The sequence below is a fragment of the Falcatimonas sp. MSJ-15 genome (assembly GCF_018918265.1).
Lineage (GTDB): Bacteria > Bacillota > Clostridia > Lachnospirales > Lachnospiraceae > Falcatimonas.
The window spans coordinates 85,893-103,246 of the sequence record NZ_JAHLQC010000014.1; the positions used below are offsets into that span (position 1 = coordinate 85,893).

At 43.4% G+C, this 17,354-nt stretch carries 11 protein-coding genes and 2 pseudogenes; all 13 read right to left on the reverse strand.

Going from position 1 to position 17,354, the window contains the following annotated elements; all coding sequences use genetic code 11:
- Position 1 precedes the first annotated feature (1 nt).
- Positions 2-709, reverse strand: a complete 708-nt coding sequence (locus tag KQI85_RS11740; RefSeq protein WP_253293857.1) for a LytTR family DNA-binding domain-containing protein — start codon at positions 707-709, stop codon at positions 2-4.
- Positions 710-967: 258 nt separating this feature from the next.
- Positions 968-1,387, reverse strand: a pseudogene (locus KQI85_RS11745) (ArdC family protein); the annotation flags it as partial.
- Positions 1,388-1,488: 101 nt separating this feature from the next.
- A complete protein-coding gene (locus tag KQI85_RS11750; protein ID WP_371820615.1) occupies positions 1,489-8,646 on the reverse strand; it encodes a DUF3849 domain-containing protein in 7,158 nt (2,385 codons plus the stop codon).
- Positions 8,647-8,759: 113 nt separating this feature from the next.
- Positions 8,760-9,113, reverse strand: a complete 354-nt coding sequence (locus tag KQI85_RS16635; RefSeq protein ID WP_253293862.1) for a TnpV protein — start codon at positions 9,111-9,113, stop codon at positions 8,760-8,762.
- Between the two features lie 989 nt (positions 9,114-10,102).
- On the reverse strand, positions 10,103-10,450 hold the full coding sequence (locus tag KQI85_RS11755; protein ID WP_253293864.1) for a hypothetical protein: 348 nt from the start codon (positions 10,448-10,450) through the stop codon (positions 10,103-10,105).
- A 74-nt stretch (positions 10,451-10,524) separates the two neighbouring features.
- Positions 10,525-10,905: a hypothetical protein gene (locus KQI85_RS11760; protein WP_117998218.1), complete on the reverse strand. Its 381-nt coding sequence runs from the start codon at positions 10,903-10,905 to the stop codon at positions 10,525-10,527.
- 39 nt (positions 10,906-10,944) lie between these two features.
- A complete protein-coding gene (locus tag KQI85_RS11765) occupies positions 10,945-11,928 on the reverse strand; it encodes an alpha/beta hydrolase (protein WP_117801562.1) in 984 nt (327 codons plus the stop codon).
- A 229-nt stretch (positions 11,929-12,157) separates the two neighbouring features.
- On the reverse strand, positions 12,158-12,430 hold the full coding sequence (locus tag KQI85_RS11770) for a histidinol dehydrogenase (RefSeq protein WP_216576273.1): 273 nt from the start codon (positions 12,428-12,430) through the stop codon (positions 12,158-12,160).
- Positions 12,431-12,516: 86 nt separating this feature from the next.
- Positions 12,517-14,628, reverse strand: coding sequence for a DNA topoisomerase 3 (locus KQI85_RS11775; RefSeq protein ID WP_216576274.1), 2,112 nt, complete (start codon positions 14,626-14,628; stop codon positions 12,517-12,519).
- Between the two features lie 2 nt (positions 14,629-14,630).
- The gene (locus KQI85_RS11780) at positions 14,631-16,385 is read right to left on the reverse strand and encodes a CD1107 family mobile element protein (protein ID WP_216576275.1); all 1,755 of its coding nucleotides are present in this window, start codon (positions 16,383-16,385) and stop codon (positions 14,631-14,633) included.
- Entirely contained in the window at positions 16,360-16,623 is a 264-nt protein-coding gene (locus tag KQI85_RS11785; protein ID WP_178869883.1) for a DUF4315 family protein, read from the reverse strand. Before KQI85_RS11785 ends, KQI85_RS11780 begins: the two co-directional genes overlap by 26 nt.
- Before the next feature lie 18 nt (positions 16,624-16,641).
- The gene (locus KQI85_RS11790) at positions 16,642-17,043 is read right to left on the reverse strand and encodes a C40 family peptidase (protein ID WP_371820617.1); all 402 of its coding nucleotides are present in this window, start codon (positions 17,041-17,043) and stop codon (positions 16,642-16,644) included.
- 87 nt (positions 17,044-17,130) lie between these two features.
- A pseudogene (locus KQI85_RS16995) lies at positions 17,131-17,262 on the reverse strand (M23 family metallopeptidase); the annotation flags it as partial.
- Positions 17,263-17,354: the final 92 nt, after the last annotated feature.

The window sequence follows — 17,354 nt, forward strand, 5'->3', positions numbered from 1 at the left end:
ATCACTCTTCCCCCTTAAACAGCATGTACTGCCGCTTTACCTGTGCATATCTGGACTTCGGAACGGAAATCTCTTTTCCTGTTGTCAAAGTAAGAACATAACTACTGATCTTTGCAATATAACGCATATTTACAAGAAAGCTTAAATGTATTCTTACAAACCCCATGTCCTTTAATTCTGCTTCCAGTTCATCCAGCTTTTTATAAATACTGTAAATCCCCTTTTCTGTGTAAAATATATTTTTATGTCTGGCTGTCTCAATATAAATAATGTCGTCTGCATGAAGCTTTCTCGTTCCCTCCACAAAGGAAAACTCCAAAATCCGGCTGTTTTTCTGAATCTCCACAATAAGGTCATCCATGCACTCGCCGATTGTTTCTGTCAGATTATCCTTTAGCAGAAACCGGCTTGCCTTTACCTTATATCCATCCAACGCATAATTCATGTATGCAGTTACCAGGACAACAGGAAGCTTCGGATACTCTTCCTTTATTTTTATAGCAGCTTTCAGTCCGTCCATATCTTCCATATTGATGTCCAGAAACACAAGCTGGCACTTCTGTAATGCAGATTCATCCTCACAAAGACTGGCTCCTGAATCATACTCAATCATTTCAAAACACTGCTTCTTTTCCTGTGCATAGCTTTGCAATAGCTCTATTAAAATTTTTCGATCATTCTGACTGTCATCGCAAATAATAATGTTCATGCTTTTCCTCATTTTCAATCACATATTTTATTTATTATATCGGAAAAAGCATTTGTTATCGTTAATTCACCGCACCAGATGACTATTTGTTGCACCAAATGACCATTTCGTACTTCCCTCTGCTCGTCACTTAATCTTCTCTGCTTACGATAACCACATAACAGGGAAAAAGCAGATAGATTGCTACCTGCTCTTTCCATAAAACTTTATAAACTTGCTTCCTGACGCTTGGTCTTTGGTTTCTCCGGCATCTTCTGATCGGAATGCTGGAATGGTCACTTCAACTTCTTCTTTCTGCAGATTTCCGTCTTTATCAAGCAAAAGTTCCTGTGTAACCGGATCAATCTTATCCCGTTCCTCTTTGATTTTATAGGGTGCAGGTGCAAGGATACGGATTGCCTTTTCCCCTTTATTTACATGACGCTCAAAATTTTTCTGCCAAGCCTTGTATCCGGCCACTAACGTAGCGTCAGGCTTTTGCATCGCAATTAAGAGCGTGTTGTTAAAACTGTAATTATGAAATTTTGACATTGTACTAAGATAATTGCGGTAACTATCGCTGTTGAATAAGTCCTGCAATCCCTGCTCCAGTTTGTTCGTAAGCTCCTGCACACGCTGTTTTTCTGTATTGTTGTCTGCCATAAACGACCTCCATCTTGTACGATAAAAGGCAGCCACTACGGACTGCCCTTACATAAACTGCTATAACACTTTTTAATATTCCCAACCCAAATAATGCTGACAGGTTGGGAATAAACTTAGGAATAAAATAGATTTTCCTATAAAATTTCTTCTTTTTTCTTTGTCTTATCCGCTGCATCCCTTCCTGCAGGTGTCCCAGACACCCTTGCCTTCATTGCTGCGAGTTTTTCTTGCAATGAAGTCCGTTCTGCCGGTCGGTCTGACAGCTTACCACCCACAGCCGTTTTCCCAAGATTACTCTGCTTTGCTGGCATATCTGCGACCTCGTCCCTTTTGTTATCCACTGTTTTCACAGTTTCCTGTGGTTTTTCCGGTTCTGCGGCTTCATCATCCATACCAATCGCATCATCGCCCTTTTCATCCATGTTGAGTAAAGAATTAAGCTCTGCCAGACGCTCCAGTTTCTCGGCAAGTTCTGCTTCCTGTGAAAATGGCTTGTCTACCTCTGCTTTTGCTGTTTCAAGCTGATGTTTCACATTGGATAGCTTCATCTGTGCTTCCTCAAGCTGTGAAGGCATGGCTTCCAGTACATTGTTGATTCTTGTGATATTTCCAAGCGGATCAGAGCCGACTTCCATCGGGTGGCTCATTGCACCTTTGACATTCATCACAAATTTATTGTTAAAAGAATCAAAGGTTACATTCAGCTTAAATCCAAGATATTCACCTACATCTGCACTGGCATTGATGCCTTTAATCTCCTTACACATGGCTATGATTGCAGTTCCAGCTTCCTTTTTGTCGGTGTATGATTTTCCACCCACCTGCATAAAGAACTGCTCCTTATCCTCCGGCTTATTTTTCGCATATTTATTCATATCAGCGGTAAAGCCTTCGATACGCTCCTTGAAAATGGCGATCTGATGCGGATAATGTTGTGTGATGTTATCCTCCAGCCTGTACTTCTGACTGGTATGGTTTGCCTTCATCAGTTTCAGCTTCGATACCTGAATATCGAGATCCATTTTTTCTTTTATGTAGGGATTACCTGTGGCAAGTGCCTTGACTTCTGCATAGGAAAGTGCCGCTTCGTCCACATCCTCACAGCTTCGCACCGGGGATTTGCTGGTCATGATCTGTCCGATGAATTTCTGTTTATTCTCGATGAGCTGCCACGAATAACTGTCAAACGTACCTTCCGTAACATAACGAAATATCTTGACCTTATCATTCTGGTTGCCCTGTCGTAAAATACGACCTTCCTGCTGTTCAATATCAGAAGGACGCCAAGGCACATCCAGATGATGCAGTGCAATCAATCTGTCCTGCACATTCGTACCGGCTCCCATTTTTGCTGTGGAACCTAATAAAAAACGAACCTGTCCGCTTCTTACTTTTGCAAACAGCTCCGCTTTTCTAAGTTCTGTATTGGCATCATGGATAAATGCGATCTCCTGCTCCGGCACTCCCTTTTCCATGAGCTTGTTTTTTATATCCTCATACACATTGAAAGTGCCATCACCCTTCGGTGTCGATAAATCACAGAAAATCAACTGTGCCGACTTCTGCTCTTTGGTGTTCTCCCATATCTCATAGGCTTTCTCCACACAGGTTGCCGCTTTAGAATTTTCCTCATCCGGAAGCATATCGTTGAGCAGCCTCTGGTCAAGTGCCAGCTTTCTTCCGTCATTGGTAATCTTTAGCATATTGTCCTCGTAAGGCTGCACCTGTCTGTCCCGGACTGCTTCAGCACGTTCCGCAAGAGAAGCCACCATTTCTTTCTGAAATTCACTCGGCTTTAATACCACATTTTCATACTCTGCTTCCGGCACAGGAAGTTTTAACATATCCGGTGTCTGAATGTCCGCACTCTCCTTGAAAAGTGCAATCAGCTCCGGAAGATTGAAAAACTTCGCAAATCTTGTCTTTGCCCGGTATCCGGTTCCCTCCGGTGCAAGTTCTATGGCGGTCTGTGTTTCCCCAAAAGAAGCCGCCCACGCATCGAAATGTCCCAGTCCCAGCTTCTGAAGCGTACCATACTGGAGATAACGCATATTCGTATAAAGCTCCGTCATGCTGTTGGAAATTGGCGTTCCGGTCGCAAAAGTTACACCCTTGCCGCCTGTAATTTCATCAAGATACTGGCACTTGGCAAACATATCAGATGACTTCTGTGCTTCTGTCTGTGCGATGCCTGCCACATTCCTCATTTTCGTATAAAGGAACAGGTTCTTGTAATTGTGGCTCTCATCCACAAACAGCCTGTCTACACCCAACTGCTCAAAAGTCACGACATTATCCTTACGGCTCTGGTCATTTAACTTGTCAAGCCGCACCTGCAATGCTTTCCTCGATTTTTCCATCTGCTTAATGGTATAACGCTCCCCGTTGTCTCTTTTTGCCTGATCAATAGCAAGCTCAATCTCATCAATCTGTTTTTCGATTGTGGCTGCCTGTCTTTCCTGTGATAACGGGATTTTTTCAAACTGACTATGCCCGATAATAACGGCATCATAATCACCTGTTGCAATACGGGAACAAAATTTCTTACGGTTGGCGGGTTCAAAATCCTTTTTCGTTGCCGCAAGGATATTTGCTCCTGGATATAACCGTAAGAAATCACTTGCCCATTGTTCAGTCAGGTGGTTCGGCACCACAAATAATGACTTTTGGCATAGTCCCAGACGCTTGCTTTCCATTGCCGCCGCTGTCATTTCAAAGGTCTTTCCGGCACCAACGCAGTGTGCAAGCAGGGTATTATCCCCATACAGCACATGGGCAACCGCATTTTTCTGATGCGGCTTTAATTCAATATCCGGTGTCATGCCCGGAAATTTCAGATGCGAACCGTCATATTCTCTTGGTCTGGTGGAATTGAAAAGCTCATTATATTTTGCCACAAGTGTCTGCCTGCGCTCCGGATCACGGAATACCCAGTCCTTAAATGCTTCCCTTATCGCTTCCTGCTTCTGGCTTGCAATCATGGTTTCCTTTTTATTAAGAACTCTTTTTTCCTTTCCATCTTCCTCAATGGTATCATAAACTCTTGTGTCTTTCAGATTTAAGGAATCTTCCAGTATCTTATAGGCATTTACCCGGCTTGTACCATAGGTCATGTTGACAAGCGTATTTCCAAAGTCAGCGTTTTTCCCTTTAATGTTCCACTCTCCGGTCACACCCGAAAACTGCACCCCAATCGTATCTCTGCGGAATAAATGCTCCGGTGTCTGGAACGTATCACGCATGAAATCATTGATATATTTTGGATCAATCCATGTGGCACCAATACGCACCTCAATCTCCGATGCGTCCAGCTCCCTCGGCTGTACCTGCGTAAGAGCCTGCACATTTGGAGCATATTCCGGGTGATTTTCTGCATAGGTTGCTGCAATGGCAAGTTTCTCACGCACATTGCCGCTTAGATACTGGTCTGCTGTCTCCCAGACATCGGTAAGCGGATTCTGGAAAATGACACCACGAAGCTCCTCGGCAAGCGTATCTTTATCTTTTCCGGTAAGCTCTACCATAAAATCAAGATCGATTTTTGCTTTCTCTGCTAAAGATACTGCCAGCGCTTCACTTGCGGTATCCACGCTTGTGACTACCTCTGCCCTTTTAATGGTACGCTTCGAAAACATATCCGCTTTGCCCTTGAAATTGCCCTCATCATCGAGTTTTTCCAAAGAACACAACAGGCAATAACTGCTGTCCTGATTAAAAGCTCTCTTATTCGTCTGCGAATTGATCAGACCATATTTCTTAGAGAAATTATCATACAGGCTATTAAGCTCTGCCTGCTTTTCCTTAATTGCTACATCGGAGTATTCCTCAAGCTGCATATCAATCAGTTCCTGCGTACAGTTACGGATTGCCACCATTCCCTTGATACGTTCTTTTGCGGTGTCTGATACTTCCACCGGCTTCATGACAGAGTTTTCACGGTAATATACCTCATTATCGACTACGGTATAGCTGAAATTCTTGACGGACGGATCAGCCGGAATACTCTGCCTACTCATGTCATCCGCAAGCTCCTCATCCAGATCAATCGTATCAATCTGTCCTGTAATGTTTTGAAGTGCTTTTGCTAACTGCTCCGCAAAAGGTCTGCTGTCATCTGCCCTGCAGGTGCTTTCCATGCCATAAGGACCGGATACCATTTCCATCTTTCCTACGATCTGCTCCGGGTGCTCTGCAAAGTAAGCGTTCATTGCAATGCCATTGGCATCCTCTCCCAGATGTACCCAGTCCGGCTCACGCTCCACCATGCGGTCACGCTTCTGGAAAAATAAAATATCCGAAGTGACCTCGGTTCCTGCATTTGCCTTAAATGCGGTATTCGGAAGTCTGACTGCACCAAGCAGGTCTGCTCTTTGTGCAAGGTATCTTCTGACTTCCGGACTTGCCTTGTCCATGGTTCCCTTGCTTGTGATAAAAGCAACCACACCTCCGGGACGCACCATATCCAACGTCTTTGCAAAGAAATAATCATGGATCAGGAAATTATTTTTATCATACTGCTTATCTGCCACCTTATACTGACCAAAAGGCACATTTCCGATTGCCACATCAAAGAAATCATTCGGATAATCGGTCTTTTCAAAGCCTTTGATCTGCACATCTGCCTGCGGATAAAGCTGCCTTGCAATGCGTCCGGTAATGCTGTCCAGCTCTACTCCGTAAAGCCTGCTCTCTTTCATGGAATCCGGCATCATACCGAAAAAGTTGCCGATGCCCATGGAAGGCTCCAGTACATTTCCTTTGGAAAATCCCATTTTCTCCAATGTTTCGTACATCTGGCGAATAATGACCGGACTTGTGTAATGGGCATTCAAGGTACTCTCCCTTGCCATGCGGTACTCCTCCGGCGATAACAGTTCCTTTAACTGGTGATATTCTGCTGACCAGTTTGATTTGCTCTCGTCAAACGCATCGGCAAGACCACCCCAGCCGACATACTGGGATAAAATCTGCTGTTCCTGCGATGTAGCATATCTGTTTTCGCCCTCGATCTGCTCCAACAGTTTGATTGCTGCAACATTTCTCTGGAATTTTTCTTTTGGAGAACCTTCGCCCAATCGGTCATCGCTGATATGGAAATTGACAGCGTTACTTTTATCCGGTGCAGCCACATTTATTTCCTGTACAGTCTTATTCTCCTCTGCCGAAGGTGTAAGCGGCTCCCATTCTCCGGTAAGCACCTGTGACAGCATTTCCTCTGTCTTTCGGTCTGCTTCTCCATTCTCCAGACGCTCACGGGCAAACTGCGTATCTATACTGTCCAGTTCATCTTCAGTCTGTTCTGTAACAACATTCTGTTCCTTTTCATCAGGAAAGTCCGCTTCTGCTTCCCTGCCACTTTCTGCAAGCTCATTGCCCCAGTCCATTGCTTCCTGCAAAGTCGAAAATGTCTCCAATGCCGGACGGGTGGTGTCTGCCGTATCATAAATAGCATATCCGTCCACTTCCTTATCAATCCAAAGGAATACTCCCTCTGATAAGGTGGCACTCCACTGTGTCGGATTCCCATATTCATCATCAGCATCATGTACCACATGCCAGAATAATTTCTGCGATTCCTCTTGTGAAAATTCTTGTTGTGGCTCAGTTTCATCCGGCTCAGCGATACCATCCGTCCCATCAAAGCGTGAAAACACTTCTGCTTCGTGTCGGTCTATATCTTCCTCTGCCAAAGCATTGATATAATCATCTTCTACCTCGCCACGCTCCGGCTTATGGTCGTATTCAAAGGATTTCCCATTGACCTGTGCATAATAAAAACTGCTGTCCTCAATGTCATTCCCAAGCAGATATTTCTCTTTTTCACTGCCCCACTCATCAACCAGAACACACTCATATCCATCAATCGTGATCTTTTGCTGTGCTTCCTTTTCTTTTTCCCGAATCACATTGATATATCTTCTCGCCTGATTGGTAAATCCGTCCAGCACTGCCGGATGTGAGCTTAGAATCAGATCGTTGTTCTCCCACTCATTTTCCGCAACAATGTCCTTTGCCCAGTCCTTATTGTTCCGTGAAAAACGACCATCATAATCAAAATGCGTAACCGTATTTGCAAGAACAAATTCCACACAGTCAATGCCATATTTATCTATGATCTCATCTGCGGTATTCCTCGGAAGAACAAAACCATTGAATTTCTCAGCAATCAGTGCATCAATGTCTTTCTTACACTCTAACCGCTGTCCATGCTCCAGACGAGAAAGCTCACGCTGTCTTGCTTTTTCTGCCTGTTCTTCCTTGTAAGCCTTATAGTTTTCCTTTCCCTGTGGAGATAAGTATTTGTCCTCTTTGATCAGCTCACGAAGCCTTTTCTCTACAACATTCCAGTTCAGAAGCACTTTTGCATACGGATTGCCATAACTGCCTTTCTCCAGACGGATACCTTTTCCATCATGTTCATTATGGGAATCATCATTACCCGGCAGTCCGCCGGAACCACCACCAATGCCATATTCATTTTTCAGAAAAGCAACTGTTTCTTTCTGGTCATGTTCTTCCATGAAATACTCATAAATGCGGAAAGCTCCATGCTCATAGCCGCTTCCTCTGCCAAGTGCATAGTCGATTTCATCCTGTGTGATAAAATCTTCCTGTGCTACCTCCACCGCATCCGGCAATGGAAATTCCAGTCTCTCCCTGTCAAGGTCTGCTATCTCCGATAACAGATATTCCGGTGATTTCACATGCCGCCATTTTAATTCTGCTTCTCCAGAAGCAAGGCGGTTTGCCGCATCTTCCAAAATATTTTTAAGCTGTTCCCTGCCCTCATGGGTAGAAAGAAGTTCCATGAGTTTTGCTTCACTCTCCGGATAGTTTCCGGCTTTTAATCCAAGTTCTTCCGGTATCTCATCCATGCCATCCCGAAGAAAGAAAAATATCTGATTAGCAACACGGTTCCGCTCCTGCGTATCCACGAGAAATGCTTCACTCGCACTCATATAAGTGCCATTTTCAATCATAGAGCGGATATGGTTCTCTACCTCTTCCCAACTCATAGTAACAAGTGGTGTTTCCTTTGCCTGTGTTCCATAGCCGACACTCATACCATGCTCATCGAACCACACTGATACTGGATTTCCATTGATTTCAAAACCTTTTCCGGTCTGTCCGTACTCATTTTTCAGAAAATCCACCATCTGCTCGGCATTTCTGCCCTCTGTGTACTTTGCAAAGATACGCTTTCTGCTGTGCTGTTTTCCTCCACCACTGCGAAGAATGGTTTCAAGCTCATTCTGTGGCAAAGAAAAAGCAGCGGGCATGGTATATTTCATACTTGCTTCCGCTGCTGCGACTGTTCCGACCTGCTCCTCAAAAGAAGGAAACAGGCTGAGTTGTGTAAAGGTGGGTTCCGGTGCTTCTCCCCGGAGAAGTTCATCGGTATCTGTTACAGACTGTAAACCAGTTCTCCCAGAACCACTTCCTCTGCTCGGTTTCGAATGCTGTTCATCTTCGCTACCCAGAGCATCTGATCGGTTTCCTTGAGCTGTTCTGTCACTCCCTCGGTTGCCGCCATCTGGCTTGTCAGCTTCTCCATTCTCTCCTCTGCCTGCTTCTGGATTGTCAGTAGGTGTTCTTTCAATGTCCCTTTCAGAAGAAACGCTGAGTACACGCCCCTGTGGTTCTCCTTCAGATAAGTCTCTCTCATCATTCCGTACTTTGTTACGGTTCCCTCCGGCTGAATGTCCGCCTGTAATGTCGGGATCAGATAATCCCCGTTCTTTTCGTATGTCAGATTCATCGCTATTGCCCCTTTCTACGCTGTTTTGATTGTTGTCAATATATTCCTCATGTCCGCTCTCGCTTTCACGCTTTAACGCATTGTAGTCTATTTCAGAAGTATTTGCAAGTCCTTTCTGCGATAAATTTTCTGTTTGTTCCTGTTCGTGGCTTCTGTTATATGCCCTTATGGTTCTTCCAATCTCTAAAAGTACCGGTTTTGCAAGTTCATTAGCTGCATCTCCAAGTACCGCAAGGGTATCCATGGAATTAAATTCATGGATAAAATCGAAAGCAAACTCCGAACCATACTCCTGCATATCTGCACCGCAGGCAGATAAAAGTGTAAAAGAAATACTCTCAGATAAAGTATCTCTTAAACGGATACCGACATTCTGCTCGTCCAGTCCTTCTAGGAAGCTGCCCTCGATCATGTACTGCAAATCCGGCAACAATTCCTCATAATAATCTGCTGCAATCCTGTCAGCTAACTCCATAAGTCTTTCTTCAAATAGCTTCTTATCATCGGTAGCACCATAAGTCTGCTCCAGACGCTTAATTACATCTTCCTTATGTTCCTCATGTAATTCCCATAGTTCCGGATACCGTCCGATTCTCCTTGCCGCATGGACATCTGACACATCAAATACATATTTCAGACGCTTTCCATGTGCGTCATCCTCATCCAAAAGTGCGATACCTTTTGCACCTTTATTTACCCAACAGTGCATACGCTCATTCCACAGCTCAATGGAAGCACACGCTGTTGCGTCCGGTCTTTGTGCATAGATCAAAAGCTGTTCCCGGAACGGATACTTATACAGCCTTGCCGCTGTAGTCAGGTATTTCATCCATTCCTCACGATTTTTGACAACCTCGGCTACTGTCTCCTTTGCCAGAGCTGATATAAAATCATATTTTCTCACGCAGTTCTCCTTCCTGTCATAGATACGACAAAAAGGCAGCCACATACACTACATGACTGCCTTTCCTTTATTTCCCGTTACATTCCTATTCTGTTGTACCAAAGCTGAAAGTCTTACTCTCAGCCGTTTTCTTAGGCGTAAACCTTGCCTTAATTTCCGCAACCCTCCCCTCTAATGCCTGAAACATAGCGTCTACTTGTTCCTGTGTATATTCATAGGAACCTCGATTTGCAAGATTCTCCAATCTTCCAATGGCATCCACCGCCTTATTCATGCGGTACTCGCCAATACGGATAAACTTCTCCGCCTTTGTCTCATTTTCCTTTGCCGCAGGCTCACCCTGCATTTCCTCTGCTGTCATTGTTACATTTGTTTCTTCCATGTGTTTTCCTCCATTTTTTGATAAAAAATTAGAGCGTACAGGTTTTCCCATACGCTCTGACGCTGTGTTGTTATTTTAGTTATGTGTGGTATTAGTGTTGCACCGACAAATAAGAAGTTATCGTTTTACTTTTGTTGTATCTTAGCCAAAATACTTTCTATTACAAGTGTTACTGTTATAAAGGCTCCTACAAGGGTATAGTAGTTTAAGCCATACATCAATGGCAAAAGAGAAATAACTACCGTAATAATGGAAAGGACAAACAATGCTTTGAGAACACCTTTCTTCTTCAATGAAAACAATGAAAGTAAGAAGATGGCAACAGTAAGTGTGGCTGTAATAAGTGGAGCAAAATTTGCATAGCCAAACGGTGTAAGGCTAAAGTATGAGAATGTTTCTTTTACTCTTTCTGTTGGAGATGTTGCAAAAATACAAACTGCTCCCAAGGGTAATAATTCTAACACTATTGTTAAAGCTGGCAAAACCGCTAAGCAGACTTTCTTCATGTTGTATATCTCCTTTACAAACTGGAATTTGTCTTTATCTTATTTATCAAAATACTTATCACAGTATTCAAGTGATAGATTGATAAACTCCTGCAATTTATCAATATCATTATACATTCCATGGTTCGATTTTGGAAATTCAACATAATCGTATGGCACACCATTCTCTTTCAATGCATCTATTAAAGGGTATTTAAGTTGAGTCGGCACACAATGGTCGATTAGTCCATACCCCATCAAGGTCGGCACCGAGTTTGCATCCACCAAATATGTAGGCGAAACAGAGTAAATATACGGAAGATACTCTTTTGATGCCATCATTTCATCTGTAATTCTAACCCCTGTCATCATGGTTGCAAAATCCGCATCTGTGGTTATATGGTCTATCGATTTCAGCAAACTCCAATCGGATGGCTCAAATGAAGCAGGACCTGCGAGTTGAAAGACAAACTTTACTGGGATTGCAGAAATGTCAGCATTTTTATATGCATAGTTCATCGCAAGTGTTCCACCTGCTGACACCCCACAGGTAGCCATTTGTGTTAAATCAATTCCAAGCTGCGATGCCTGCTCCTTGATTGCGGCAACACAGCTTAGAATTTCTTCATTCATTAACTCAAGACTGGCGTTGAGTAATTCTTCTTCACTTTTTCCCTTCTTTGATTGCAATGTATAATCAACCGTTGCTGTTACGTATCCTTTTGACGTATAATATTTGCACCACGCATCGCCATCTTCTTTGCTCCCGGAATTAAAACTTCCTCCGTGTATATAAAGAATCAGGCATTTTGACTCTGGCGTATCAAGATTTTTCGGCACATATAAATCATATTTGTGGTCGCTCGGATTTTCATAATCAAGATTTTCATACACACATCCTACTGTATCATTCCATTCAACTTGGATAAGCTTCATCGGTAAAGACCCAAGACGTTGAATGTTGATGAGCATACCCACAATAAAGGATACAACAAACAGAAATATCAACATACCTATTTTACGATTTTTATTTGTACTGAACATGACATTTCTCCTTATATGATGTGGTCTAAAACAAGTTTTCCGGTAATACCACCAAGTATTACACCGGCGATAATAACTCCACAACTAAGGAGAACCCATGCTAAAATTTGTTTCTGTTTTGTATTCATACTTATTTATCTCCTCAATTTCAGATTGTCATTTCTGCAATACTATCACTTAATTGTCATCAAGTTTCTTTGACAAATTCCGATTTGTAAATTTCTTTCTCTCATAATACCACACTTTTTTCATCATAGATACAGCTATTCTGCTTCCGAAATTCTTCTAGTATTTTTTCCTCCCTTTCTCGTTCCTCGCAATATTTCCAGAAATCGTCCAAAAATTCATCGACAGATTTTTCCGGTGCTTCTGTCGGTTCAAGTTCTTCCAGCCTTTTTACAATTTTTATAACTTCCTCGGCATCAAATTCCTCATCGGTTGCTACCAACGTATAATAGTCAAGTTTTTCTTTCAGCATATCTATTTCTTTTTCCTTATTCATGCCAAAGTCCTCCCTTCACTATATACATGACAGTTTTCGACAAAATCTTACAAATTATTTTGGAATTGTTTTCTTCTAGTTTTCTTCTATTTGTCCTTTTTCGGTGGAAATTCCATCTTAAACTTATACTGGAATCCCTTGATTTCTTTACCATCTTTCGTATAGGAAAATTCCTGTACACTCTCTGGAATCAGGTACGCATCATAGCTGCCTTTCTTGCCTTTTAATCCTTTTACAAGTATCTTTTTCCCTTGAAGCAGGCTCTTGACCTGTGTATCGGAAAGTGTTACCCCAAGTGCCTTGCCGACATTCATACCGCACTTCCCGGTACAGTACGCTCCGAATTTTCCCCTGACTACATCAGCACCGCACTTCGGGCATTTGCCTAGCACTTCCTGTCCACCCTTGCCTGTGCCAAACATGGCTTTCTGCTCATCACTAACGCTGTGATAGGTCTTTACAAGATCAGTTACCATTGCTTCAATCCCAGACATAAACTGCTCTGCAGCAACTTCTCCTTTGGATACAAGTGTAAGCTCATTTTCCCAGTCAGCAGTCAGTTTCGGAGATTTTACTACATCCGGAAGTATCGTGATCAGCTTCATTCCGTCCTCTGTCGGAATCATCTGCTTTTTCTCACGCTTTACGAATCCGTCTTTTACCAGTTTTTCAATAATGTCAGCTCTGGTGGCAGGTGTGCCAAGTCCTTTTCTCTCCACTTCATCGCCCATATCCTCTGCTCCGGCTCTCTCCATGGCGGACAGCAGGCTGTCCTCAGTGTAATGTTTTGGCGGCTGTGTGAAATGCTCGGAAACCTTTGTCTGCTCCACTGCAATCATCATGCCCTCACGAAGCTCCGGCAGCTTCTTTTCTTCCTCTGCATCCGATTTATCCTCTGCGGTTTTATAGGAATTTTTGAAGAAATCCTCAAATTCCTTCCATCCATTTTTCCACACTTCCTTGCCAGATACCTTAAATACAGTATTGTTGCAGGTAATCACTGCCTTTGTGGAATTATAAATGTGCTTCTCCCCGGTCGCACACAGCAGACGGTTTGCACAAAGGGAAAGTATCTTCATTTCGCTCTCCGGGATTGCCTTTAAGTCCTGCTTGATGATCTCCATGGTAGGAATGATTGCGTGGTGGTCCGTCACTTTCTTGCTGTTCAAAATTCTTTTAATATCTGGATTGAACATGATATTCTGTTCAAATAACAGAGAATTGAAAATCGCTTCGATCACATTTTTTGCAGTACCTTCCATGTCATCGGAAAGATACTGGCTGTCTGTTCTTGGATAAGTCACTAACTTTTTCTCATAAAGGCTCTGCGTATATTCCAATGTCTGCTTGGCAGTAAAGCCAAACAGACGGTTTGCATCCCTCTGGAGTGTGGTAAGGTCATAGAGTTTCGGTGGTGCCACCCACTTTTCTTCCTTTATCACAGAAGTGACAAGAGCCTGTCCGTTTTCACAGGCTCCTGCAATCCTCTCTGCTTCCGTTTTATCACTGATATGCTCCGATACAGCATCCAAACCATTTTCCATGATATGAGCCATATAATAGGCTTCTTTCTTGAAATTCATGATTTTACTTTCACGGTCTACCAGCATGGCAAGTGTCGGTGTCTGCACTCTGCCGACCTTTAATGCCTTGCCACCATACAATACCGTAAAAAGCCTAGTGCCATTGATACCCACAAGCCAGTCTGCTTCCTGCCTGCATAGTGCTGACTTGTACAGATTGTCATAATCACTGCCTGGACGAAGATTATGGAAGCCGTCACGGATAGCACTCTCCTCCATGGAAGAAATCCATAATCGTTTCATCGGTTTTCTGCACCCTGCCATGTTGTAGGTCAGGCGGAAGATCAACTCTCCCTCCCTTCCGGCATCGGTAGCACACACGACTGCATCCACCCTGTCATCATGCATAAGTTTTTTCAAAATCTGATACTGTGCTTTCGTATCACTTTTCACTTCATGCTGCCATTCCTGTGGGATGATCGGAAGATTGTCATAACTCCATTTCTTCCATGCTTCCTCATAGCTTTCCGGCTGTACCAGTTCTACCAGATGTCCCACACACCATGATACTAGATACTCATTGCCTTCCAAATATCCGTCCTTACGCTGTGTGGCACCAAGAACTGCCGCAATGCTCTGTGCCACACTCGGCTTCTCTGCAATTACAAGCTCCATCTCTATTCCTCCCCATTTTCTTCATCATTCTCATTGTTGTTATCTTCATTGTCATTCTCGTCTGTGTCTACTGATTCTGTATCATCACCACCATTTATGAATGCTTCGTCGGAATCCTGCTCGGTTTCTTCCTCGTCATCATAATCGTAGTCCTCGTCAAGCTCGTCCTCATCTTCATCCTCATCAATGAAGTTTTCCTTTTTCTTCTTGGATTTCACAACATATACCACTCCGATCACAGCTACCGCAGCAATGCCCATTAAAATATATGTAAAGCCGGAACCATCTGCCTTTGCGGTATCCTCTTTCGGCTCACTTGTATCTTCCGTGCTATCTTCGGTGCTGTCCTCAACACTTTCTGCTCCCTGTGTTTTATCTCCTGTGGTATCAGCATTATTGTTTGATAATGCGCTGTCTTTGGTAGGAATTGCAGATTCCAATGCCGCTGAATTTTTCGGAAGTGTCTCGCTGTTATCCGTTGTGGTATTCAGCAGGTCGTTTTCACTGACTTCTGTAAGGAAATACACCTTTTCATCTTCCCCATCACGATCAATCACAAGATAAAATACCTTTTCTGATGCAGTCTGGATTGTGTAAAATTCCTTGCCTTTTTCTGTGGTCTGGCTGTCACTGCTCTGGTCTGCATCCTTAGAAGTATCTCCCGTACTTGGAGATTGCTTTGCTGTTGCGGAACTGCTTGAAGTTGTTCCACTGCCTGTCTGGGAAACTGTATTTCCATTCCCATCCGTTTTCGTATGCTCCGTAACCTGTGCGGTTGCAGAGCTTGGCTTGGTTGCAGACGCATCCACAGGAAGCTGCTGTGCCGGATCTTTTTCATTGCTGTCCTTGTTTTCCGGATCGGTGTAATACGGATTGGCTGTTTTATAGATTTCTGAGGTATTTCCTGCATTATCCATGGCTGAAATCGTGAAATACTGATATCCTGCATCAAACTGTTGCAGACGGATATTCAAAGCACCATTCGTATGGTCGGTAAACTCATAGCCATTGACATAGATTGCCTTGATACCGGAATCCGTATCATGTGCCTGAATACTCAATAGACCATCGCTGACTGCCGCATTTAAGGTAGGCTTCGTAAAATCAAAGCACTTGATATAGCGGTTTTTCTCATAGGTCTTGCCCTTCTGGTCTGTGACCTGCACATAAATAGTGCTGTTTTCGGAAATCTCTATGTACATATCCTCGGTAATATCTGTCCAGCTTCCATTCTGCCCGACTTTCGCCTTTACTGTCTGAACGGTAAAATTGCCGGATACAATAGTATCCTCCACCTTGACTGTTACTTTCGTGGTATCGTTATGCCACCCAGAAGGTGTATTGATTGTGATTTTTACGCTCGGATTGATATAAGCACATTCCTTATGATCCTTTGCACACACCTCACAATCCTCATCCACCGCATACTGACTGCATTTTTCCTTGCAGGTGCATTTTGCAGAAGGCTGTGTTTCCTCGGTTGTGCCTTCTGTGGAATTTTCCGTTGTATTCTCTGTGGACTGCTCTATGTGATTTTCTCCACTACCGGAACTGTCCTTGTTATCATTACCGGACGCTGTGCTTTCTGCACTGCTTTCCTCTGCCGCACTTTCTGTTTTCTGCTCGGCAGTATCCTCCGCATGAACCTCCACAGTATTTGCCCTGTTTGCAAAAAATGCCCCAATCGGCATACAAAAAAGTATTGCCGACAGTATCAGGGACATTAGTGCCTTAACGGATAACTTCTTCATTTTCATTGGTCGAATCCTCCTTTTCCTGTTCCCGTTTCTGTAATAAATTTCTGACTTCATCCTCACTGAGCTTATTAAGCATCTGCAATCGCTCGGATGAGATTTTATATTTACGAATGATCTTCATGGCTTCGGCATCCTCCGCCATCTGTTTCTGCTCTGCAAGGTCTTTTTCCTTTGCCTGTAGCTGTGCTATCTGTTCTCTGACCTTTTTAAGCTGTACATTGATTCTTTCTACTGACAACTGATCTTCCTCCCTTCGCTAATTTAATCTTCCAAAACCATAAAAATGGCTCTGCCAGTAAGAGGTATTGATTGAGGTATACTGGATTGGATCACCACAATGCACCATCGTACCGTTTCCACAATAAATACCAACATGTGTGACGGTTCGCCCTGCATTATAAGTTTTTGTAAAAAATATGAGATCTCCTGCCTTTGCTTCCGATGCGGATACCGAAGTACACTGGTCATAAATGCCCTGTGCGGTGGTTCTTGGCAGGTTATGTACGCCGCTGTTTGTAAATACCCAGCATACAAAACCGGAACAGTCAAAACTAGCCGGAGCTGTGCCGCCAAAAGTATATGGCATTCCCAGATACCTGTTTGCTTCCCGCATAAGCGTCTGCACCGTTGCATCGTCATAGGACTCCGGTGGTATCACATTGCCGGTCCCTCCTCCGGTGCCGCCCGGTGTTTCCCCATAAATGGTCTGCTCTCCTGCTTCAAAGTAAAATAACGGGTTATAATACTCCCCGTTATACAGACATTCAATATGAAGGTGGCTTCCGGTACTACTTCCCGTATTGCCACTTTTTCCAATGTTAGCACCCTTTTTAACGCTCTGCCCTGCGGATATAAAGTTATACTTAAATATGTACAATAAATATTAAATAAGAATGTACAAATGTTATGATATATGGGTTATAAGGAGGAACTCATGATGATATTAAAGAATCAAATCATAACAAACAT